Raw genomic sequence first — 23,119 nt, forward strand, 5'->3', positions numbered from 1 at the left:
CGCGGGCGCACTCGACGGCGTGACGACCGGTGCACCGCGCGTCCGCAGCGGTGCTGTCGGCGGTCCTGGGTACCGTACGAGCGTGCCGCAGACCACGCTGATGCCCGCTCCCGAGGACACCGGGTTCGCGCGCGCTCTGGTCGACGACCCCTCGCAGGCCGCGGTACTCGCGCTGCCGGACGGCCGTCACGCTGCGGTGATCGGTGCACCGGGCAGCGGCAAGACGACCACGCTCGCACGGCTCGTCGCCGACCGGCTGGCCCGACCCGACGCGATCACCCCCGACGGCCACGCGACGGTCCTCGCCCTGACCTCGGCGCGGACGGCCGCGACCGCCCTGCGTGACCGGCTCGCACGGGCGGTCGACCGGGTCGTGCCGGGTGCTCTCGCACGCACCGTGAACTCACTGGCGTTCCAGATCGTCACCCACGCGGCGTCGGTGCAGGGGCAGGAACCCCCGACGCTGCTGACCGGCGGGGAGCAGGACCGGATCATCGCCGACCTGCTCGCCGGGCACGAACTCGACGGAGCCGGACCGGCCTGGCCCGACCCGATCACCGCCGTCGTCCGTGAGCGAGCGGGGTTCCGCACCGCCCTGCGCGACGTCATGATGCGTGCGGTGGCCGCCGGCGTCGAGCCCGACGACATGCGGGAACTCGGCGACGAGCTCGGACGGCCCGAGTGGCGGGCCGTCGGCGACTTCGTGGACGACTACCGGGCATCGGTCACCGCGTTCCGGCCGACCGGGCTCGACTCCGGTGAACTCGTGGCGTACGCCACCGCCGCTGTGCTGCGGCACGAGCTCCCCGCCGGCATCGCCTCCCTTCGCCTGGTCGTGGTCGACGACACGCAGGAGCTGGTGGAGGGCGAGATCGCCCTGCTCGGGGCGCTCGCGCGCTCCGGCGTGCAGGTCGTGGCCTTCGGCGACCCGGACATCGCCGCCTCGGCGTTCCGCGGCGCCGAACCGGACGTGCTCGGTCGACTGGCCGTGCGACTCGGGGTGGACCGCGTCGACGAGCTGTTCCTCGGCGCGGTGCACCGGCACCCCGCCCCTATCCGCGCCCTGGTCACCGGCGTCACGGGTCGCATCGGCACCGCGGCGGCCGGTCGGCAGCGCAGCGCGTCGGCGGGCGACCAGGATGCGCGGTCCGACGCCGTCGTGCACCTCGAGGCCGCCAGCCGGTCCGCACTCGTCGTGGCGATCGCCCGTCGACTGCGCGAACACCGCCTGCTCGACGGTGTGCCGTGGCACCGGATGGCCGTGGTCACCCGCAGCGGTGCTGCCATCCCCGAACTCGTCCGGGCGCTCTCCGTGGCCGAGGTCCCGGCGACCGCCGGTGCCGCGCCCGTCCGTCCGCGCGACGACTCCGCGGCGCGGGCGCTGCTCGACGCGGCCGCGGTGGCGCTCGACGTCCTGCCGCTCGACGCCGCCCTGGCCACCGCGTTCGCCACCGGGCCCCTCGGCGGCCTCGACACCCTGGCGATGCGCCGGCTCCGGCTCGCACTGCGGCGCGAGGAACTCGCGGGTGACGGTAGCCGCACCGCCGACGAACTGCTGGTCGATGCCCTGGGCGCACCGGAGCGCCTGGCGACGGTGGACGCCGGGTTCGCACGACGGGCGACCCGGCTGGCCCGGAGCCTGGTGCAGGCGCGTGCTGACGCCCAGGCGGGATCGAGCATCGAGGAGATCCTCTGGGGCCTCTGGGAACGCAGCGGTCTCGCGAAGTCGTGGGGCGCCCAGTCCGCCGCCGGTGGGGTCGGCGCCGGGGAAGCCGACCGGCACCTGGACGCCGTCGTCGGCCTGTTCACCGCGGCCAAGCGCTTCGTCGAGCGCACGCCGGACGCCCCCGCGCGGGTCTTCGTCGACGACCTGCTCGGCGCAGACCTGCCTGAGGACTCGATCGGCCCCGACCGGACCGCCGGCCGGGTGCGGGTGCTGACGCCCTCGGCGACGATCGGACTCGAGTGCGACGTGGTCGTGGTGCTCGGTCTGCAGGACGGCGTCTGGCCGAACACCCGGGTGCGCGGCAGTCTGCTCGACCCGGACGGCCTGGTCCGCGCTGCTGCGGGGGTCGAGCGTTCGCCCATCGACGACCGTGCCGCCGTGGTCGCCGACGAACTCCGGCTGTTCGCCCGGGCCGTGTCGCGGGCCACCACCCAGGTCGTCATCGGCACGGTCGCGAACGACGACGAGTCGCCCTCACCCTTCGTCCGACTCGTCCCGGTGCTGCCGGACCGGCAGCCGACCGTCCACCCGCTGTCCCTGCGTGGGCTCGCCGGGTCGCTGCGCCGCCGGGTGGTGGGCTCGGGCGACCACGAGGCCGCGTCCGCGCTGGCCCGCCTGGCCGAGGCCGAGGTACCCGGGGCGGCTCCGGACGAGTGGTACGGGCTCGCCGAACCGACCACGGACGACCCCCTGGTCGACCTCGACGCCGAGCCCGCGCCCGAGGTCGAGGGCGGCGAGCCCGTCGCTCCGGCCGTGTCGGTGTCGCCATCGCGCATCGGCACCTTCGAGGAGTGCCCGGTGCACTGGTTCGCGCAGACCTTCGGCGGCGGGGCACCGAGCCCGGCGATGGGCATCGGCACGATCGTGCACGAAGCGATGGAGCACGCCACCGAGATCGACGTCGAGTCGTTGTGGGAGCGGATCGAGGCGCGGTGGGACGAGCTGACGTTCGAGTCGCCCTGGGTCGCCGACCGCGAACGCGCCCGGACCCGGCGCATGATCGAGGGGCTGAGCGACTACCTCCGCACCTTCGCCGGCGCCGGGCGCCGACTGCTCGGCGCCGAGACCTCGTTCGCGCTCGTGACCGGGCCAGCCCGGATCCGGGGGAGCATCGACCGCATCGAGGTCGACCCCGAGGGCCGGGTCAGCGTCGTCGACCTGAAGACCGGCCGTTCGATGCCCAGCGAGAAGAACGACATGCCGGAACACCCGCAGCTCGGCGCCTACCAACTCGCGGTCGAGGACGGCGCGGTCGAGGGTGTGCCGGCGGGGTCCCCGATGACCGACGCCCGGCTGGTGTTCGTCCAGAACCCCCGCGGTGGACAGGCGTTCTCCGAGCGGACGCAGCACGCGTTCGACGCCGAGGCGCGCGAGGCCTACCGCGAGCGGTTGCACGGGGTGGCGCGGGGCATGGCCGGCCGGACGTTCGTGGCGAACGTGGACGACCACTGCGAGAAGGCCCGGACCGGGGTCGAGTGCCGGATCCACGTGGTGGCGGAGGTGACCTGGTGAGCGACACGGCGGACACGACCGACACGGCGGACACGATCGGCACGGCTGACGCGGCCGGCACGGCTGCTGCGGCTGACGCGGCCGGCACGGCTGCCGCTGCTCCGCCCGTCATCCGGCACGGCGCCGACGCCATCGCCGACGCCCTCGGCCGCCCCCGTCCCACCGCCCAGCAGCGCGCCGTCATCGAGTCGCCGCTCGTGCCGGCGCTGGTCGTCGCCGGTGCAGGCAGCGGGAAGACCGAGACGATGGCGTCACGCGTCGTCTGGCTGCTGGCCAACGGACTCGTCCGACCCGACGAGGTCCTCGGACTGACCTTCACCCGCAAGGCCGCCGGTGAACTCTCCGTCCGCATCAACGACCGCATCCGCGCGCTCGAGGACGTCGGGCTGATCGCCCCCGGGGACGCCTTCGAAGCGCCCACCGTCTCGACGTACAACGCCTTCGCCAACGCGGTCTTCCGCGAGAACGCCCTGCTCGTCGGCCGTGACGGCGAGTCCCAGGTGCTGACCGAACCCTCGGCCTGGCAGCTCGCCCGTCGGGTCGTGGTGGCCGCCCGCGACGACCGGCTCGCCGGACTCGACCGCGACGTCGACACCCTGACCGCCGCCGTGGTCGCGCTCGCCGGAGCCACCTCCGAACACCTCGTCGAGCCGGAGGACCTCCGCCGGTTCGCGATCGAGTTCTCCGAGCTGCTCGAACTCCCGGGCAACCGCGGCAAGCCGTACAAGGCGATCACCGACGCGGTCGCCGCGATCGGCGCCCTCGAACCCCTGGCCGACCTGGTCGCCGAGTTCCGGCGTCAGAAGGTGGACCGCGGGTTCGTGGAGTTCTCCGACCAGATCGCCCTCGCGCTCGCCGCGGCCGAGTCGGCCCCACGCGTCGTCGCGGACCTGCGGAGCCGGTACGGGGTGGTGCTCCTCGACGAGTACCAGGACACCTCGGTGGTGCAGACCCGGTTCCTCGCCCGGCTGTTCCGCGGGCACTCGGTGATGGCGGTCGGCGACCCGCACCAGTCGATCTACGGGTTCCGCGGTGCGAGTGCCGCGAACCTCGCCCGGTTCCCGCACGACTTCGGCGGCGACGAACCCGGCGTGGCCGAACCCGTCACCTTCGCGCTGTCGACCAGCTGGCGGAACCCGGTGGACGTGCTCGCGGGGGCGAACGCGATCGTGTCGCCGCTGTCCGCGGCGTCCGAGGTCGACGTCGAACGGCTCTCGCCGCGGCCGGGCGCCGACGCCGGCACCGTGCGGGTGGTGTTCCCCGAGACCCTGCCGGAAGAGGCCGACGAGGTCGCGGCGTGGTTCCAGGACCACCGCCGCCAGGACCCGACGCGCTCGATGGCGCTGCTGCTGCGCGCGCGGAAGGACCTCGCGGCGTTCACGGCGGCGCTCGGTGCCCGCGGGGTGCCGTACCACGTGCTCGGCACCGGCGGACTGCTCCAGCGCCCGGAGATCGTCGACCTGGTGGCGTGCCTGCGGGTGCTGCACGACCCGGCGGCCGGCAACGACCTGATCCGGCTGCTCGCGGGTGCCCGGTGGCGGGTCGGGGCGGCGGACATCGTCGCCCTGCACCAGCTCGCCCGGTGGCTGTTCCAGCGCGACCACACCCAGCAGCGGCTCGACGACGACCTGACCGCGGCGTTCCGGGCCTCCGTGGCCGCCGGGGAGCACGGGTCGATCGTCGACGCGCTCGACTTCGTCGCGACCGCGACCGCGCCCGACGAGCACGGCGCGCTCGAGGGCATCACCGCCGCGGGTCGCAGCCGGATGCGTGCGCTCGGTGGGCAGCTCGCGATGCTCCGGTCACGCGCGGGGAGCGACCTGGTCGACTTCGTGACGCTCGTCGTGCAGGAGATGCGGCTCGACATCGAGGTCGCCGCGCACGAACAGGGGAGCGGCGCCTACCTCGACGCCTTCATCGACGAACTCGCCGGCTTCGTCTCGACGGACGACCGCGCCGACCTCGGTTCGTTCCTCGGGTGGATCGACGCCGCAGCCCGGCGTGACGACATGGGACCGCGTTCCGAGGAGCCCGAGGCCGGCACCGTGCAGATCCTGACGATCCACGGGTCCAAGGGGCTGGAGTGGGACGCCGTCGCGGTGCCCCGGATGGTCGAGGGCGGCCTGCCGGCACGCCCGCAGGAGGGCTCGTCCGGCTGGCTCGGGTTCGGCCGGCTGCCGTACGAGTTCCGCGGGGACGCCGCCGAGCTGCCACGACTCGCATGGCGCGGGCAGGAGACCCAGAAGGACGTCACCACGGCGATCGACGCCTTCAAGGAACAGGTGAAGGCCCGCAACGAGGACGAGGAACGCCGGCTCACCTACGTCGCCCTGACCCGTGCCAAGCACGACCTGCTGGTGTCCGGCTCGTTCTGGGCCGGCGGGGTCCGACCCACGGAGCCGAGCCGCTACCTGCGCGACCTGGCGGACGCCGGCGTCATCGACGGTGCGGCGATCCCGGAGACGACGGTGCACGACGAGAACCCGATGGGGGAGAGCGGCGCGACCCAGACCTGGCCGCACGTGCCGTTCGGGCAGCGTGCGCCGCGCGTCCTGGCCGCCGCGGAGCGGGTGCGGAACGCGAATCCCGGAGCGGCGGGGCGCTTCGCCGCCGACATCGACCTGCTGCTCGCCGAACGGCACGCCACCCGGAACGCGAAGCACGCGGTCGCCGTCCCGCACCGGGTGCCGGCCTCGGGTTTCAAGGACTACCTGACCGAACCCGACTCCGTCGCCGAGCGGCTCCGCCGGCCGATGCCGGAGCGACCGTACCGCGCCACCCGGCTCGGCACGCTCTTCCACCAGTGGGTGGAACAGCGTGCGCGGAGCGGTGGCGCGCTCGAGACGCTCGACGTGTGGGACGGGGAGCTCGACCTCGATGCCGACGACCTCGCCGACGCGTCGCCGGACGCCGTGGTCACCGACGACGACGCCCGTCGACTGGCGGACTTCCAAGCGACGTTCGCCCGCTCCCGGTGGGCCGGGCTGACACCGATCGAGGTCGAGCGGGAGATCCACATCCCGTTCCTCGGGCACAGTGTGGTCTGCAAGCTCGACGCCGTGTACGAGATCGACGGGCGTGCCGAGGTGGTCGACTGGAAGACGGGCAAGGCGCCGTCCGGTGCGGACGACCTGGCCCGCCGCACGCTGCAGCTCGCTCTGTACCGCGTCGCCTACGCCGAGTTCACCGGGCGACCGCTCGACCAGGTCGACGCGGTGTTCTACTTCGTCGCCGACGACCTCGAGGTCCGTCCGACCGAGCTGCTCGACCGCGCTGGACTCGAGCGTGCGTGGTCCGAGGCCATCGGCAGCTGACGTCCCGCGGTCGTGCGGAAGGCGCGCCGCGCCCGTCGCGCACTGCGCCGGTCGCGCGCTGCGCCGGTCGCGCACCACGCCGGTCGCGCACCACGCCCGTGTCGCGCTGGGCCCGTGTCGTGCTCCGCCCTGGAGGCGCGGTGCCGGTCCGTCGGGCCGGCATCGGGCCTCCAGACGGTCGCGTCAGCTGCCTGGTCGGCGGCCGGGACCGGTCACCACACCCCGCAGGATGCACCACGAGTGGTCACAGACCGTCGGGCGGCCGCGCTGCGACCGACGGGTCGTGACCGCTCGGCGGAACTGAGCGGGAAGTCGTGACCGCCGTGCGGCGCTGCGGAACGCGGCGGCGTCAGCCGTGGCGGCGTTCGGTGGAGGACAGCAGCTGCTCCACCTCGCCGATCTCCATCGTCTCGGGTGACACGGACTGCAGCGGTTCCGCGCTCGGGGCGTGCACCGCGTCGACCAGGCGGTGCATCATCGAGACGGCGTCGTCGACGACCTCGGTGCTCTTCGCCTGCACGCCGTGCAGCAGCCAGTGCGCCGTCTCGAGTTCGTGGTGCACGCGTGCACGCTGTGCGAGCTGGCGGTCGCGTCCGCCGCCGTTCGCCTCGTAGGCGCTGAGGACGGTGTCGAAGGCGTCTCGGCGGCCGGCGAGCACCCAGGCGAGGTCCTTCGCCGGGTCGCCGAGCCGCAGTTCGCCCCAGTCGAGGACCCCGGTCACCGCATCGCCGTCGACGAGCAGGGCGCCGGTGCCGAGCGAGCCGTGCACGACGGTCGGTGTGAACTGCCACAACTGCTGGTCGCGAGCGGCACCCTCCCAGCGTTCGACGAGCGCGGCGGGGACGAGCTTGGTCGCCACGGCGCGGTCCATCACCGAGACTGCGGACCGGAGCACCTCGAACGGCGTGAGCGAGGGCAGACCGGCGTCGGAGACGAAGCTCGTCGGCAGCTGGTGGATCGAGGCGACGGCACGGCCGACACTCGTGGCGAGGTCGGGGCGCTCGACGAGCGACGCGAGGGTCGGGTGGGTCCCGGCCAGTCGGGTCGTGACGATGGCGCGCGTCGACCCGATCGGCGCCTGGCCGCGGTACTCGGCGACGCCGAACGGCAGCCGCGTGCGGATGCCGGCGCTCAGCGCACGGATGGCGACGAGGTCGGCTGACTGCCGGGCCTCGGCGCGCTGGTTCCGGGGGCGGCGGATGACGATCTCGGTGCCGTCGGCGTCGCGGAGGAGCGCCGACTCGTAGTCGCCGGCCGCGGCCGAGCCGAGCGTGCGCGTGCCCGTGACGAGGAGACCTGGAACGGCCGTCGTCGCCAACGCGGCTAGAGTGAACTGGGATCCCGCCATGCCCCTCAGGGTAGGCGCGTGAAGCGTGCACGGCTGCACGCCACGCTGTCGGGCGGCCCGCACGCCCACCGCACGTCTCCTGCACGTCCGCACCCGATCCGAGGAGCTCTCCCGCCGTGACCGTCGAGTTCGCCGCCCGGCTCCCGCTCTCCCGCAACGAACTCGACCGCGACGCCGAGTTCCGCACGACCGACGACGTCGAGCGCGTCCTGCGCGAGGACGAGCACACCCGGTACCTGCCGGTGCGGGGTGCTGAGATGCTCCGGAACGCCGACGGCACCCTGCGCTTCGTGGCCGCGACGGAGATCCCGGTCGAGACCGTGACCCTGTACCTCGGCCGTGCGGTGTCGGACGCCGCGGACGCCCCGGCGGGTACCCGCTTCGTCGCCGCCCTGATCGACAGCGTGACGGCCACCGCCATCGAACCCGACGACGACGCCTGGCAGAGCCTCCGGATGTTCGGCACCGAGCTCTCGCCACGCGACCAGGGCCTGGCGGTCGAAGCCGTCGCGATGGCCAACTGGCACGCCGTGCACGGCTTCTCGCCGCGGACCGGCTCACCCACGGCCGTCGTGAGCGGCGGATGGGTCCGCCGCGACCCCGAGGGACACGACCTCTTCCCGCGCACCGACGCGGCGATCATCGTCGGGGTCGTCGACGCCGACGACCGGATCCTGCTCGGTTCCAACGCCGCGTGGGACGCCGACCGGTACTCGCTGCTGGCCGGGTTCGTCGAGCCGGGGGAGTCGCTGGAGGACGCCGTCCGCCGCGAGGTCTGGGAGGAGTCCGGCGTCCGCGTCGAGGAGCCCGAGTACCTGGGCTCGCAGCCGTGGCCGTTCCCCGCGTCGCTGATGGTGGGCTTCCGTGCCCGTGCAGCCGGCGGTGACCCGACGACCGCCCGCCCCGACGGCGTGGAGATCCTGGACGTCCGGTGGTTCTCGCGCGACGAGATCCGTGAGCGCGCCGGCGACACCCTGCTGCTGCCGGGACGCACCTCGATCGCCCGCGCCATCATCGAGGAGTGGTACGGCGGGCCGCTGGGCCTGCCGTGAGCGTCACCGGTCCCCGCGGCGCAACGGGCACAGGGGCAGTCGAGCCCCGGCCACCGTCGCCCGACGAACTGCTCGCCGCGCTCGACGCGGAGCAGCGGACGGTCGCCCGTACCCTGCTCGGTCCGGTCGCGGTGCTGGCCGGTGCCGGGACGGGCAAGACCCGTGCGATCACGCACCGGATCGCCTACGGGGTCGCCACCGGGACCTACGCCCCGAACCACGTCCTCGCGCTGACCTTCACGACCCGTGCCGCCGGCGAACTGCGGTCGCGCCTGCGCGCGCTCGGTGCCGGGACGGTCCAGGCGCGCACCTTCCACGCCGCCGCGATGGCGCAGCTCAGCTACTTCTGGCCGGACACCGTCGGCGGGCACGCCCCCAAGATCGTCGAGTCCAAGGGGCGGATGATCGCCCACGCTGCGGACACGGTCGGCATGCACGTCGACACCCCGGTGCTCCGCGACCTGGCCGCCGAGGTCGAGTGGCGCAAGGTGCAGATGCTCTCGCTCGACGAGTACGAGGCCGCCGCCGCGGACCGGGTGATGCCGCGCGACACCACACCGCGCCGGGTCATCGACCTGATGAAGGCGTACGAGCGGCTGAAGGACGACCGGCGGCAACTCGACTTCGAGGACGTCCTGCTGGCGACCCTCGGCATGGTCGAGTCCGAGCCCCGCGTGGCGTCGTACGTGCGGCAGCAGTACCGGTTCTTCGTGGTCGACGAGTACCAGGACGTCTCGCCGGTGCAGCACGACCTGCTGCGGGCCTGGCTGGGTGGCCGTGACGACCTGTGCGTCGTCGGCGACGCCAGTCAGACCATCTACTCGTTCGCCGGCGCCTCGAGCGACTACCTGCTCGGGTTCGGGTCGGAGTTCCCGCGCGGGTCGGTCCTGCGCCTCGAGCGGAACTACCGCTCCACCCGCGAGGTCGTGTCCGCGGCCAACACGCTGATGCGCGGCCAGCCCGGGGCACTCGACCTGGTGGCCCAGAGCCAGGAACCGGGCCCAGAACCGGTCGTGCTGGCCTGCGTCCACGACGGCGACGAGGCGCAGACCATCGCCCGTCGGATCGCCGAGCTCGTCGGGGCCGGAGCATCTCACGGGGATTGCGCCGTGCTCTTCCGCGTCGGGGCGCAGTCCGCCGCGCTCGAGTCCGCACTCGGCCGGAACGGAATCCCGTACCGCGTGCAGGGAGGCACCCGGTTCTTCAACCGTCCGGAGGTCAAGCTCGCCGTCCACCACATGCGCGGCGAGGCGATCCGGCAGACCGACGACGAGCTGACCCGACGGGTCCGGCTGGTGCTGCAGGTCAGCGGCTGGACGGAGACGCCGCCGGAGGGCACCGGTGCAGTGCGCGAGCAGTGGGAAGCGCTGCAGGCGATCATGGGCCTGGCCGAGGACGCCCCCGCCGGCACGACGATGCAGCAATTCACCCAGGACCTGGTTGACCGTGCGGCGACGCACCACGAGCCCGAGGTCGACGCCGTCACGCTCGCGACGCTGCACTCGTCGAAGGGTCTGGAGTGGCCGCACGTGGTCATCGCCGGCGCCGCCGAGGGTCTCCTGCCGATCTCGCACGCGTCGACCGACACCGAGGTGGACGAGGAACGACGCCTGTTCTACGTCGGGCTGACCCGAGCCCGCCGATCCGTCACGATCACGTGGTCGCAACAGGGCTCCACGCGTGGGGGAGCCCGGGCTCCGAGTCGGTTCCTGGCAGCGCTCGGCACGCGCACCGCGGATGGGGTCGGACCGGCGAACGGCTGACCGACAGGTCGTCGCGCTCGAAGACGAGCTGGTCGGGCTCGGCCCGTTGCGTCCGGAGCGGGAGCCGTTCCAGCAGCATCCGCGTCGTGGCGGCGGCCACCGCCGCCGCCCGCCACGGCGACAGCGGTGACGGATGCCGCCCCCACACCTGGGCAGCGATGGCCGGCCACGCAGGGTCGTCGTCGACGCGTGCGTACTCAGCGCACTGGAGGCACGGCCCGGCTCCCGGCACGACGAACGGACCGAGACGGACACGTCCGTCCCCGACGACGACCGCCAGGTGCGGCACGCCCCGGCGGGTCCACGCGGCGCGGAGCGCCGGGTCGACGACGTGGTCGGCCACCACCACGGCGAGGCGCGGTTCGGGCTCGGGCAGCACGATCGGCCCTCCGGCGGGCGCGTTGGTGCGGCTGACCGTCACGCCCTCGCCGGACAGGAACGTCGCGACGGTGTCGGCGACGGCACCGGCGCCGTGCACCTCGATGCGTTCGAGCGGCTCGGGCAGGACCTCGACCACCGCGGGCGACGCGGCACCGAGCACCCCGGCAGCACGTTCCGGGGAACACCCCGACGCGGCCGCGAGGCCGGACAGCACGTCGTGTCCGGTCTCTCGTCGGAGCCCGTTGAGGAACCGTTCTTCCCCCGTGGTGGGTACCGCGACGACCGCGCGCGGGGGATCGACCCCGAGCTGGACGGTGGCGGGGTCACGCCAGACGAACTCGAGCGTCGGATCGATGCGGATGCCCATGACCCCACGGTGCCGGAGTGCGCGGCACGCGTGGGGTCACCAGGGAGATCTGTGGAGAACTCAGCGGGGCTGGTCGCCCGTGTCGTTCCCGGGCTCGTCGCCCGCTCCACCCTCGGGGTCGTCGGCCACGCGGCCGGACTCGTCCTCGTGCGGGCGCGCACCGGTCGAGTCGTTCAGCAGGTCCTCGAGCGCCTTGTCGAACGCGTCGTCCTCGTCGGTCTGGGACGGGTTCCGCAGCCGTGCGACGAGGGCATCGGGTGCGTCGACGTCGTCCGAGGTCGGCACGAGGTCGAAGTGCGACCAGAGGGCGTCGCGCTGCTCGGCACCGAGCTCGTCGGTCACCCGCTGCCACATCGCCGCGGCCTCACGCAGACGACGCGGCCGCAGCTCGAGGCCGACGAGTGTGGCGAAGGCCGACTCGGCGGGGCCACCGGCGGCACGGCGACGGCGCACCATCTCGGCGATCGCCCCGGCCTTGGGGAGACGGACGGTGGCAGCAGCGGTGACCGTGTCCACCCAGCCCTCGACCAGCGCGAGCATCGTCTCGAGCCGGGCGAGTGCGGCGTCCTGCTCGGCGGTGCGCGGCGGGATGAGGGCACCCGACGCGAGTGCGTCGCGCAGCTGCTCCTGGTTGGTCGGGTCGATGTCGGCCGCGAGTTCCTCGACGCGGTCGAAGGGGATGTGGATGCCCCGTGCGTAGTCCGTGATCGACGAGATGATGTGCAGCCGGAGCCACCGTGCCGACCGGAAGAGCCGGGCGTGGGCGAGTTCGCGGACCGCGAGGTAGATGCGGACCTCGTCCTCGGAGACGTCGAGGCCCTCGGCGAACTCGGCGACGTTCTGGGGCAGGAGCGCTGCGACCTGCTCGTCGAGGAGCGGCACGCCGACGTCACCGCCGGACACGACCTCCTTCGACAGCTGCCCGACGACCTGGCCGAGCTGGATCGCGAACAGCGCACCGCCGATGCCGCGCATCGCCTTCGAGACGTCGCCGAGCATCGCCTTGAGCTGCTCGGGAGCACGCTGGTCGATCGCCTCGGTCAGGGCATCGGCGATGCTGAAGGCCACCGGCTCGGCGATCTGCGTCCACACCGGGACGGTCGCCCGGGCCCACTGCTCACGTGTGTAGAGACTCGGGGTCGCGGTCAGTTCGGCGACCGTCGTGACCTCGTCGAGCCACAGTGCGGCGACCTGGAACGCCTGGTCGGCCGCCTGCGAGGTGGCCGGGTCGACGGGGTGGCCGCCGTCGCGAGCGATCGCGGTGGCGCGTTCGGCGGTGGCCGAGAAGTCGATGCCGTCACCGCCGGACTGGGCGGCGCGCTGGAGCTGGCTCATCAGGTTCGCCACGGAGGCCGGGTCGTTCGGCAGACCGGCGGCACCGGCGAGCTGCGACGGGTCGATCTGCCCCTCGCCCGAGAGCAGCTTGCGCAGCATCTCCTGGAAGTCGTCGTCCGGCCCCGGCTGTGGTTCATCAGGCATGCCGACTACGCTAATCGCTGCTCACGGGGCCGCACCTGGGATGCCCCCGTGGGAACGCCCGAAGCGCTGCGCCCAGGGCGAACAGCCCCGTCGCGAGACGTGGGCGACCACCCTGCCGCCAGGCGCGGGTGCCCACCTCGGAAGGACCCCGCGTGACCCTCTTCGCCCCCGCGCCCCGTCGTCGCTCGCGTGCCCGGACCATCGGGTGGGCGTTCCTGATCGGCGCGGTCGTACTGGGCCTGTTGGCGAGCCTGCTGCCCAGCCCGTACCTCATCGAGGTCCCCGGGCCGGTCTACAACACCATCGGCACGCAGAAGCAGGGGACGGGCAAGGACGCGAAGGACGTCAAGCTCATCCAGGTGTCCGGCCACGAGACGTACCCGACGGCCGGTGCCCTCGACATGCTCACGGTCGGCATCCAGGGCGACGCCACGAACCGTCCGTCCTGGACCAGCGTGATCCGCGCGATCTTCACCAGGTCACAGGCGGTCATCCCGGTCGAGGCGATCTACCCGAGCGGCACCACGACCGAGCAGGTGAACGAGCGGGACTCCGCCGACATGCAGGCGTCGCAGCAGTCGGCCGTCGCGGCGGCGCTCATCCAGCAGGGCAACGACCTGCCCACGGAGCTCGAGGTCGGCACGGTGCAGGAAGGCTCGGCGGCCGACGGCGTGATCGAGGAGGGCGACGTCATCACGGCGTTCGACGGCGAGTCGCTCACGACCAACGCCGATGCCTCGAGCCTCCGGGAGCTCGTCGCGAAGCACGGCACCTCGCGCCCCGCGACCGTCACCGTCGAACGGGACGGCGCGACCAAGGACATCCGTGTGACACCGCGCAGCGAGCAGGGCACGGCGCTGCTCGGGGTCGGCGTCACCGAGCGCTACGAGTTCCCCTTCAAGGTGTCGATCCGACTGCAGGACGTCGGCGGTCCGTCGGCCGGCATGATGTTCGCGCTCGGGATCATCGACGAGATCACGCCGGGCGAGCTCAACGGCGGCAAGCACGTCGCCGGCACCGGCACGATCACGGCAGACGGCGAGGTCGGCCCCATCGGCGGGATCCGGCAGAAGCTCTACGGGGCCGCGGACGCGGGTGCCACGGTGTTCCTCGCCCCCGCGGACAACTGCGACGAGGTCGTCGGGCACGTGCCGGACGGACTCGACGTCTACAGCGTCTCCACGCTCGACCAGGCCGTCACCGACCTGCAGACGATCGCCGACGGCACGAGTACCGCGAAGCTCGCCCGCTGCGGTTCCTGACCCGGTCCTGAGCCCCCGTACAGCTTCACGTCCGGTCCGGTCCCATAGGATCAGTGTCACTGACGGCCCGCCGCGAGCCGGGCCCGCCGGTCCGACACGTCTGGAGCACATCAAGTGACGACAACCTCGTCCACCTCGGGGCGGCGTTCGCCGCGGGTCCCGATCGTGGTCACGATCATCGTGCTGGCCGCACTGGTGATCGCCTTCTTCATCTTCGCCAGCCTGTACACCGACTACGCGTGGTTCGCGCAGCTCGGGTTCCAGCAGGTCCTCACGACCCGGTGGATCGCCGGGACCCTGATGTTCCTGGCGGGCTTCCTCGGCATGGCGGTCCCGGTCTTCGTGAGCATCGCGCTCGCGTTCCGGTTCCGGCCGGTCTACGCGAAGCTCAACTCGCAGCTCGACCGCTACCAGCAGGTCATCGAGCCCCTGCGGCGCGCCGTGATGATCGGCATCCCCGTGGTCCTCGGCATCTTCGCCGGGCTCTCGACGGCGGGGCGCTGGAGCATGGTCCTCGAGTACTTCAACCGCACGCCGTTCGGCAAGACCGACCCGCAGTTCGGACTGGACATCGGGTTCTACGTGTTCGAGCTGCCGTTCTGGCGCTCGATCGTGGCGTACTCGTCGGCCGTCGTCCTCATCGCCGGTCTCGCCGCACTCGCGGCGAGCTACCTCTACGGCGCGCTCCGCTTCGGTGGTCGTGAGGTCCGGATCTCCCGCGCCGCGCGCATCCAGCTCGCGGTCACGGCGGCGCTCTACATCGCGCTGCAGGCCGTCAGCCTCTGGCTCGACCAGTACGCGGCCCTGACGAAGTCGAACTCGCTCATCACCGGTGCCCAGTACACCGACGTCAACGCGGTGATCCCGGGCCGCGAGATCATGGCCGGCATCGCGGCGATCGTCGCGTTGCTCTTCATCGTCACGGCGGTCATCGGCCGCTGGCGCATCTCGATCGTCGGCACGGGCCTGCTGCTCGTCGCCGCGATCGTCGTCGGCGGCATCTACCCGTGGGTCGTCCAGCGACTGCAGGTGAAGCCCTCGGAGCGCACCTTCGAGTCCGCCTACATCGAGCGGAACATCAAGGCCACGCGTGACGCCTACGGCGTCGCCGGCGTCGAGGAGCAGAACTACGACGCCACGACCGAGACGAGCTCGGGTGCGCTCGCGAAGGACGCGCAGACCACGGCCAACATCCGTCTCATCGACCCGAAGATCGTCTCCGACACGTTCAGCCAGCTGCAGCAGTACCGGCAGTACTACCAGTTCCCGAAGGAGCTGGACGTCGACCGCTACGACGTCAAGGGCGAGACCGAGGACACCGTGATCGCGGTCCGCGACATCGACCTCGCCGGGCTCAGCTCGGCCGCGAACACGCAGTACAACCGGGCGTTCGTCTACACCCACGGCTACGGCGTCACCGCGGCCTACGGCAACCAGCGCGCGAGCGACGGCAAGCCGGTGTTCCTCGAGTCCGGAATCCCGTCGAACGGTGCCCTGGGCGACTTCCAGCAGCGCGTGTACTTCGGTGAGACCTCGCCGCCCTACTCGATCGTGGGTGCACCGAAGGGCACGAAGGACGTCGAGCTCGACTACCCGTCCGGCTCCGACGACGACAACGGTGGCAACGCGACCACCACGTACGCCGGCGACGGCGGTCCGAGCCTCGGCAACTTCTTCAACCGGCTCGTCTACGCCGCGAAGTTCCAGTCGGAGCAGATCCTGCTCTCGAACGCGGTGAACAAGGACTCGCAGATCCTCTACGACCGCGACCCGATCACCCGCGTGCAGAAGGCCGCGCCGTACCTGACCGTCGACAGCGACGCGTACCCGGCGATCGTCGACCACCGCATCCAGTGGGTGGTGGACGGCTACACCACGAGCGACGCGTACCCGTACTCGCAGAGCCAGAGCCTGTCGGACAGCATCGCCGGCGCCGAGTCCTCGACGTACCGTACCGACCAGGTGAACTACATCCGGAACTCGGTGAAGGCCACGGTCGACGCGTACACGGGCAAGGTGACGCTGTACACGTGGGACACGAAGGACCCGGTCCTGAAGACGTGGCAGAAGATCTTCCCGACGTCGATGAAGCCGGTTTCGAGCATGAGCGCCGAGCTCCTCGACCACGTGCGGTACCCCACCGACCTGTTCAAGGTGCAGCGCTCGATCCTCGGCACGTACCACGTGACCAACGCCAACTCGTTCTACTCGGGTGACGACGCGTGGAACACCCCGCAGGAACCGACGAGCACGGCGACGTCGGACAGCGACGCCGACACCGCGGCGACGTCGACGAACGCGCTCGGTGCGCAGACGACGACGACGGCCAACAGGGCGAACCTGCAGGACCCGTACTACCTGACGATGAAGGTGCCGGGCCAGGGGACCGCGTACTCGCTGTACACGACCTACATCCCGCAGCAGTCGGCCGGGGCGAACAACCGCAACGTGCTGACCGGCTACCTTGCGGTGAACTCCGACGCGGGTGGTGCCGGCAAGGGCGAGAAGGCGTCGGGCTACGGCAAACTCACGCTGTTGACGATGCCGAAGACCGACAACATCCCGGGCCCCGGACAGGTGCAGAGCCTCTTCAACGGTGACTCGACCGTGTCGCAGGAGCTGAACATCCTGAAGCGGGGCAACTCGACCGTGAAGCAGGGCAACCTGCTCACGCTCCCGGTCGGCGGCGGGTTCCTCTACGTGCAGCCCGTCTACGTCCAGTCGACCTCGAGTGGTTCGTACCCGCTGCTGCAGAAGGTCCTCGTGGCCTTCGGGGACAAGATCGCGTTCGAGGACACCCTCGACGAGGCCCTGAACTCGCTGTTCGGCGGCGACTCCGGTGCGGCCGCCGGCGATTCCGGCGCGAGCGGCGACGGCAGCGGCGAGAGCGACAGCGGTTCCGGTTCCGGTTCCGGTTCCGACAGCGGGTCTGGCTCGGACACGGGTTCCGACTCCGACACGGGCTCCGGCTCGACCGGCTCGACGGGTTCCGGCTCGGCCGACAACGACGCCCTGCAGGCGGCCCTGGCCGACGCCAAGGCAGCTCTGCAGGACCGCCAGGAGGCCTACGCCGACAACGACCTGGTCGCTGCGGCGGAAGCCGACCAGCGCCTCCAGGACGCGATCGAGGCCGCCACGGCAGCCGAGAACGGCAACTGACACACCGTGGCGGGGCACTCGATTTGTGTCCCGCCACGGCCCCGTGTAGGATTCTAAACGTGCCGCGGGGTGGAGCAGTTCGGTAGCTCGCTGGGCTCATAACCCAGAGGTCGTAGGTTCAAATCCTGCCCCCGCAACCAAGCGTCACATGAAGGCCCCGGTCCATCAGGACCGGGGCCTTCTTCGTGCCCCCGGCCGCAGGACGACCGGTCGCAGGACGTCCGGTCGCAGGACGTCCGGCCGCAGGACGACCGGCCGCAGGACGACCGAACGCAGGCCCGCCCGCCACGGACCCCCGGGTACGCTCACCGCATGGCCACCCTCACGATCGCGGCGGCGCAGTTCGCCCCCGTGGACGACCCCGTCGCCAACCTCGACACCGTGCGCACCGCCGCCGTCGACGCGGCGGCCCGGGGCGCGGACCTCCTCGTCACGCCGGAGTACACCTCGTACTTCACCGCCGACATCGACGATCGGTTCGTCGCCGCGGCGCAGCCCCTGGACGGTCCGTTCGTCTCGGGCCTCCGCGACGTCGCCCGCGTGTCCGGCATCGCCCTGGTCGTCGGGGTCGCCGAGTCGGCGGACACGCCGGAGCGCTTCCGGAACACCCTGGTCGCAGTGCTCCCGTCGGGCGACGTGGCGGCGACGTACCGGAAGGTCCACCTCTACGACGCCTTCGGCTCGCGGGAGTCGGACCGCATCGAGTCCGGCGACCCGGAGCAGCTGCCGGTCTTCGAGCTCGGCGGAGTCCGCATCGGGCTCGAGACCTGCTACGACCTGCGCTTCCCCGAGGTCACCCGGCGCCTCGCCGCTCCTGAGACCGGCGCGGCCGACGTCGTCGTCCTCCCCGCGGAGTGGGTGCGCGGGCCCGGCAAGGAGCACCACTGGCGCACGCTCCTCACCGCCCGCGCGATCGAGAACACCGTCTGGGTCGTCGGGGTCGGCCAGACGCCGCCCGTCGGGATCGGCGGCTCGGTCGTCCTCGACCCGTCCGGCGTCGCGGTCGCCTCGGCGGGTGCCTCGCCGGGCACGCTCACAGCCACGATCGACACCACCGTCACGGACGCCGTCCGTCGGCTGAACCCGTCGTTGTCGTTGCGGCGGTACGACGTCGCACTGCGCACCCCGCCTGGAGGCCCGGGGCAGCGCTGACGCGTCCGTCGCGTCCCCGATGCGGTCGCGTCTCAGGCGCGGGGACGCGCTCCGAGGGTCGCCAGGCGCGCGGCGGCGTCCTCCAGGACACTCCGGCGCTTGCAGAACGCGAAGCGCACCAGGGACCGGTAGCCGGCGACACGGTCCGGTCGGACGAACGCCGAGACGGGCACGCCGGCGACTCCGGCCAGCGCCGGGAGTTCGAGGCAGAACGCGCGGGCGTCGTCGTACCCGAGCGGCGCGGCGTCGGCGAGCACGAAGTACCCGCCGTCGGGTCGCATCACGTCGAAGCCCGCTGCCGTCAGCCCGTTCGCGAGCAGCTCGTGCTTCGCGCGCAGGTCGGCGGCGATGCCGGTGAACACCGCGTCGGGCAGGCGGAGTCCCACGGCGACGGCCGGTTGGAAGGGCGCGCCGTTCACGAACGTCAGGTACTGCTTGACCGTCGTGATCGCGTCGACGAGCGCCGGGGGAGCGGTGAGCCAGCCGACCTTCCACCCGGTGGTGTTGAAGGTCTTGCCGGCGCTCGACACCGACACCGTCCGCTCCGCGGCACCCGGCAGGGTCGCGATGGGCGTGTGCGGGACGTCGAACGTCAGGTGCTCGTAGACCTCGTCCGTGATGATCACCGCGTCGCGCTCGGTGGCCAGGTCGACGATCGCCTGCAGGACCTCGGTGGGCAGGACCCGGCCCGTCGGGTTGTGCGGGGTGTTCACGAGCACGGCGCGGGTTCGGTCGGTGAAGGCGGCACGGAGCGTTCGCTCGTCGGGCAGGAAGTCGGGCGCGGTGAGCTGGACCGTGACGTGCACGCCGCCGGCCAGCCGGATGAGCGCCCCGTAGGCGTCGTAGAACGGCTCGAAGGTGATCACCTCGTCGCCGGGTTCGACCAGCGCGAGGATCGTCGCGGCCAACCCCTCGGTGGCGCCGGCGGTGACGAGGACCTCGCGGTCGGGGTCGACGTCGAGCCCGTACCACCGTTGCTGGTGCTCGGCGACCGCCGCCCGCAGGTCGGGGGTGCCGCGGCCTGGCGGGTACTGGTTCACGCCGTCGCGGATCGCCTGCACGGCGGCCTCGAGCACCTCGGCCGGCCCGTCCTCGTCGGGGAACCCCTGCCCCAGGTTGACCGCGCCGGTGCTGGCGGCGAGGGCGCTCATCTCGGCGAACACCGTCGGTGCGGGGACCCCGTCGGCTCCGAGCAGCATCGCTCCGTCGGCGGCTCGCAGCCACGGTCCTGCCTGGCGCATGTGGTTCCCTCCCGTGCGGGCGACGACGTGTCGCGCTGAACGGACCCCAACCTAGCTGTCCGTCCCGCGGCGGACCGGGTCGCCGTGTGCAGCGCACGCATAAGATCGCCAGGGGTGGCTCGCAGCCTCGCCAGAAGGACCGCTCAGGTGCTTGCGACAGACTGCACGAGCTTGAAAGGAGCACGTCCAGCATGACCGACACCACGCCCGACGGGCAGGGCGACGACCGCCGTCCGGACGATGCGGCTCCGCCTGCCGCCAGTGAGGACGCCGCAGCAGCGGCCACGAGAGGGAACACGTCGATGCCGAACGACTCCGACCAGCCGGACGAGACCCCTCGCCCGAACCAGAACGACGAGACGACCCCGGACCACACGGATGTGATCCCGTCGTCGACGGACCACCCGACCGACCGCTACACCGCGCCGTACCCCGCCGTCTCCGGCGAGTCCTCGGGCGTGCAGCAGGGCGGCTACGGCCAGCAGACGTCGCCGTACGGCCAGCAGTCCCAGCAGAGTCAGAACCCGTACGGCCAGCAGTCCCAGCAGAGTCAGAACCCGTACGGCCAGCAGTCGCAGTACGGCCAACAGTCCCAGCCGAGCCAGAACCCGTACGGCCAGCAGTCGCAGTACGGCCAGCAGGCGCCGCAGGCCCAGAACCCGTACGGCCAGCAGTCCCAGAACCCGTACGGCCAGCAGTCCCAGTACGGCCAGCCGGGCGCCGAACGCCCCCGCTACGGCGAGTACGCCCAGCCGACGTCCTCGTCCGCTCCGAGCTCGTCCTCCGAGTACGCGAACGCATCCGCGCAGGCCCCGCAGTCCGCCACGAGCGCCTTCGGCGACGTCGACGGCGCGAACCAGCGCAACGGGCACTACTTCAGCGACGACGCCTCGGGTGCCGCGGCGACCACGACGACCAAGGAGCGCTCGGGCCGCAACAGGCTGCTCCTGCCGATCATCGCCGGTCTCGTCGTGGCCGGGCTCGTGGGTGGCGGTGCTGGATGGCTCGCATCGTCGGCGGCGAACGACGGTGGCAGCGTGGTGTCCTCAGGTTCGTCGCAGGGCGGCAACCTGACCGTCAACGACTACGACTCCGCCACCGTCGTCACCGCGGTCGCGGCACAGGCGACCCCGTCCGTCGTCACCATCAACGTGTCGGCGAGCAACGAGGCCGGCACCGGTTCCGGTGTCGTGATGAGCAAGGACGGCTACATCGTCACGAACACCCACGTGGTCACCCTCGACGGCGACAGCTCGAACGGCCGGATCACGGTGACGACCTCGAACGGCAAGATCTACGCGGGCAAGCTCATCGGCACCGACCCGACGGTCGACCTCGCGGTCATCAAGATCGATGCGACCGACCTCAAGCCGATGGAGTTCGCGGACTCGTCCAAGCTCAACGTCGGGGACACCGCGGTCGCGATCGGTGCGCCGCTGGGCCTGTCGAACACCGTCACCGACGGCATCGTCTCGACCCTGAACCGCAGCATCCAGGTCACCTCGAGCGCCCCCAGCGAGGGTGGCGACTCGAACGAGGGCGGCAACGGCGGCTCGGGTCCCTTCGACTTCTGGGGCAACGGGGACAACGGCAGCAGCTCGTCCGCGAACACCACCGTGTCGCTCCCGGTCATCCAGACCGACGCATCGATCAACCCCGGCAACTCCGGCGGTGCGCTGCTCGACTCCGACGGCAAGCTCATCGGCATCAACGTGGCGATCGCGTCCGCCGGCAGCTCCTCGTCGTCCGAGTCGGCCGCCGGCAGCATCGGCGTCGGCTTCTCGATCCCGTCGAACCTGGTGAAGCGGGTCGCGAACGAGATCAAGGAGAAGGGGTCGGCCACGCACGGGCTGCTCGGCGCGACCGTCGGCGATGCCTCCGAGGACGCCAACGCCACCCAGATGGGCGCGCTCATCAAGTCGGTCTCGTCCGGCGGAGCCGCGGCGAAGGCCGGTCTGCAGAAGGGTGACGTCGTCACGAAGATCGGTTCGGCGACGGTCTCCGACGCCACCGACCTCACCGCGCAGGTGCGCTACTTCGCGGGCGGCGCGTCCACGACGATCAGCTACCTGCGCGACGGCCAGACCCGTCAGGCCGACGTGAAGCTCGGAACGTACGACAGCAAGGGCTGACGCCACCACAGGACGGACAGGAGGCCCGGGGCACGACGTGCGCCGGGCCTCCAGTCCGTCCCGGGGGCGCGTCCCGCGCCGTCGCAGGTGGGCGGTTCGGCCTCTTGATAGGCTCATGGTCGCTCTGCGGGGCGGCACCGCCCCGGTGCGTCCCGTGCCGCCAGCCAGCACCCCGAGGTACGCATGCAGTCAGACGGACAGCCCCTGCCGGGCGTCTCGTACGTGATGCCCGTGCTGAACGAGGTCACCGAGGTCCGGGCCGCCGTCGGCAGTCTGCTCGACCAGGACTACACGGGCCCGTTCGAGGTCATCCTCGCGCTCGGGCCGTCGATCGACGGCACGAACGAACTCGTCGCCGAGATGAGCGCTGCCGACCCCCGGATCCGCGCGATCGACAACCCCGTCGGCTCGACGCCCGCCGGGCTGAACGTCGCGATCCGTGCGTCCGTGCACCCCGTCGTCATCCGCGTCGACGCGCACTCGGTCCTGCCCACCGACTACACGCGCATCGCGGTGCGCACGCTCCTGGAATCCGGGGCGGACAACGTCGGCGGCATCATGCGCGCCGAGGGCCGGACCCCCTTCGAGCGTGCCGTTGCCCTGGCCTACGGCAGCCGTGTCGGCCTCGGCGGCACGCCGCACCACGTGGGCGGCACCGCCGGCCCGGCCGAGACCGCCTACCTCGGCGTGTTCCGACGCGAGCGGCTGTTCGACGTCGGACTCTTCGACGAGGGCATCAAGCGCGGCCAGGACTGGGAACTCAACCGGCGGCTGCGCCAGACCGGTGGGACCGTCTGGTTCACGCCGGAACTCGTCGTCACCTACCGCCCGCGACCGAGCCTGAAGCGCCTGGTGCGGCAGTTCGTCGCCACGGGGCTCTGGCGCGGTGAGCTCGCGCGTCGGTTCCCGGCGAACAACGGCCTGCGCTACTTCGTGCCGCCGGCGATGGTCGCGGCGATGGCGCTGGGCATCGTCGCCGGACTCGTCGGCATCGTCGGCGCCGCGCTCGGCACCCCGCTCGCCTGGGCGCTGCTCGGGTTCGTGGTGCCCGTCGTCTACCTGCTCTTCGTCGTCCTGGGGTCGATCGCGGTGGCGCGCCGCTCCGGGCTGCCGACGCTCCTCTGGCTGCTCGTCGTGCTGCCCTGCATCCACGTGGGCTGGGGGCTCGGGTTCATCATCGGGTTCCTGACCCGCACGTCCGAGCTGACCACCCACACGGGACGGTGACCGA

At 72.1% G+C, this 23,119-nt stretch carries 13 protein-coding genes and 1 tRNA gene; 10 read left to right on the top strand and 4 right to left on the bottom strand.

What is annotated here, in order from left to right; translation table 11 throughout:
* Nucleotides 1–82 precede the first annotated feature (82 nt).
* Together DEJ35_RS08810 and DEJ35_RS08815 are read left to right on the top strand one after the other, a co-directional pair.
* Complete coding sequence (locus tag DEJ35_RS08810) at nucleotides 83–3,238, top strand: UrvD/REP family ATP-dependent DNA helicase (RefSeq protein ID WP_146244769.1); 3,156 nt, start codon at nucleotides 83–85, stop codon at nucleotides 3,236–3,238.
* Entirely contained in the window at nucleotides 3,235–6,552 is a 3,318-nt protein-coding gene (locus DEJ35_RS08815) for an ATP-dependent DNA helicase (protein ID WP_258378454.1), read from the top strand. Before DEJ35_RS08810 ends, DEJ35_RS08815 begins: the two co-directional genes overlap by 4 nt.
* Before the next feature lie 349 nt (nucleotides 6,553–6,901).
* Here DEJ35_RS08815 and DEJ35_RS08820 read toward each other — a convergent pair whose 3' ends face one another.
* Complete coding sequence (locus DEJ35_RS08820) at nucleotides 6,902–7,900, bottom strand: phosphotransferase (protein WP_111090644.1); 999 nt, start codon at nucleotides 7,898–7,900, stop codon at nucleotides 6,902–6,904.
* 116 nt (nucleotides 7,901–8,016) lie between these two features.
* Between DEJ35_RS08820 and nudC the strand changes: the two genes are divergently transcribed.
* Nucleotides 8,017–8,952, top strand: a complete 936-nt coding sequence (gene nudC, locus DEJ35_RS08825; RefSeq protein WP_111123358.1) for an NAD(+) diphosphatase — start codon at nucleotides 8,017–8,019, stop codon at nucleotides 8,950–8,952.
* The gene (locus tag DEJ35_RS08830) at nucleotides 8,949–10,715 is read left to right on the top strand and encodes an ATP-dependent helicase (RefSeq protein WP_181435550.1); all 1,767 of its coding nucleotides are present in this window, start codon (nucleotides 8,949–8,951) and stop codon (nucleotides 10,713–10,715) included. The genes nudC and DEJ35_RS08830 overlap by 4 nt, the downstream gene beginning before the upstream one ends.
* Here DEJ35_RS08830 and DEJ35_RS08835 read toward each other — a convergent pair.
* The gene (locus DEJ35_RS08835; RefSeq protein WP_111123357.1) at nucleotides 10,606–11,463 is read right to left on the bottom strand and encodes a TOMM precursor leader peptide-binding protein; all 858 of its coding nucleotides are present in this window, start codon (nucleotides 11,461–11,463) and stop codon (nucleotides 10,606–10,608) included. The genes DEJ35_RS08830 and DEJ35_RS08835 overlap by 110 nt on opposite strands.
* Before the next feature lie 60 nt (nucleotides 11,464–11,523).
* Nucleotides 11,524–12,942, bottom strand: a complete 1,419-nt coding sequence (locus DEJ35_RS08840) for a zinc-dependent metalloprotease (protein WP_111123356.1) — start codon at nucleotides 12,940–12,942, stop codon at nucleotides 11,524–11,526.
* 152 nt (nucleotides 12,943–13,094) lie between these two features.
* Here DEJ35_RS08840 and DEJ35_RS08845 point away from each other — a divergent pair, with 152 nt between their 5' ends.
* The 4 genes from DEJ35_RS08845 to DEJ35_RS08860 all read left to right on the top strand — a co-directional run bounded on the left by DEJ35_RS08845 (nucleotide 13,095) and on the right by DEJ35_RS08860 (nucleotide 18,515).
* On the top strand, nucleotides 13,095–14,204 hold the full coding sequence (locus DEJ35_RS08845; protein WP_111123355.1) for a PDZ domain-containing protein: 1,110 nt from the start codon (nucleotides 13,095–13,097) through the stop codon (nucleotides 14,202–14,204).
* Between the two features lie 165 nt (nucleotides 14,205–14,369).
* A complete protein-coding gene (locus DEJ35_RS08850; RefSeq protein ID WP_181435551.1) occupies nucleotides 14,370–17,363 on the top strand; it encodes a UPF0182 family protein in 2,994 nt (997 codons plus the stop codon).
* A gap of 63 nt (nucleotides 17,364–17,426) precedes the next feature.
* Nucleotides 17,427–17,503 (top strand) — tRNA-Met (locus DEJ35_RS08855).
* Between the two features lie 172 nt (nucleotides 17,504–17,675).
* Nucleotides 17,676–18,515 carry a carbon-nitrogen hydrolase family protein gene (locus DEJ35_RS08860; RefSeq protein ID WP_111192587.1) on the top strand — a complete coding sequence of 280 codons (840 nt, stop codon included), beginning with the start codon at nucleotides 17,676–17,678 and terminating at the stop codon, nucleotides 18,513–18,515.
* A gap of 32 nt (nucleotides 18,516–18,547) precedes the next feature.
* Here the strand turns inward: DEJ35_RS08860 and DEJ35_RS08865 are convergent, their stop codons facing one another.
* A complete protein-coding gene (locus DEJ35_RS08865; RefSeq protein ID WP_111192588.1) occupies nucleotides 18,548–19,756 on the bottom strand; it encodes an aminotransferase class I/II-fold pyridoxal phosphate-dependent enzyme in 1,209 nt (402 codons plus the stop codon).
* A 191-nt stretch (nucleotides 19,757–19,947) separates the two neighbouring features.
* Here DEJ35_RS08865 and DEJ35_RS17575 point away from each other — a divergent pair, with 191 nt between their 5' ends.
* Together DEJ35_RS17575 and DEJ35_RS08875 are read left to right on the top strand one after the other, a co-directional pair.
* Nucleotides 19,948–21,888 carry a S1C family serine protease gene (locus DEJ35_RS17575; RefSeq protein WP_258376324.1) on the top strand — a complete coding sequence of 647 codons (1,941 nt, stop codon included), beginning with the start codon at nucleotides 19,948–19,950 and terminating at the stop codon, nucleotides 21,886–21,888.
* 183 nt (nucleotides 21,889–22,071) lie between these two features.
* Nucleotides 22,072–23,115 (top strand): glycosyltransferase family 2 protein, encoded by a 1,044-nt coding sequence (locus tag DEJ35_RS08875; protein WP_110860507.1) that lies wholly within the window; start codon nucleotides 22,072–22,074, stop codon nucleotides 23,113–23,115.
* Nucleotides 23,116–23,119: the final 4 nt, after the last annotated feature.

It is taken from the genome of Curtobacterium sp. MCPF17_051 (assembly GCF_003234595.1).
GTDB classification, from domain to species: domain Bacteria; phylum Actinomycetota; class Actinomycetes; order Actinomycetales; family Microbacteriaceae; genus Curtobacterium; species Curtobacterium flaccumfaciens.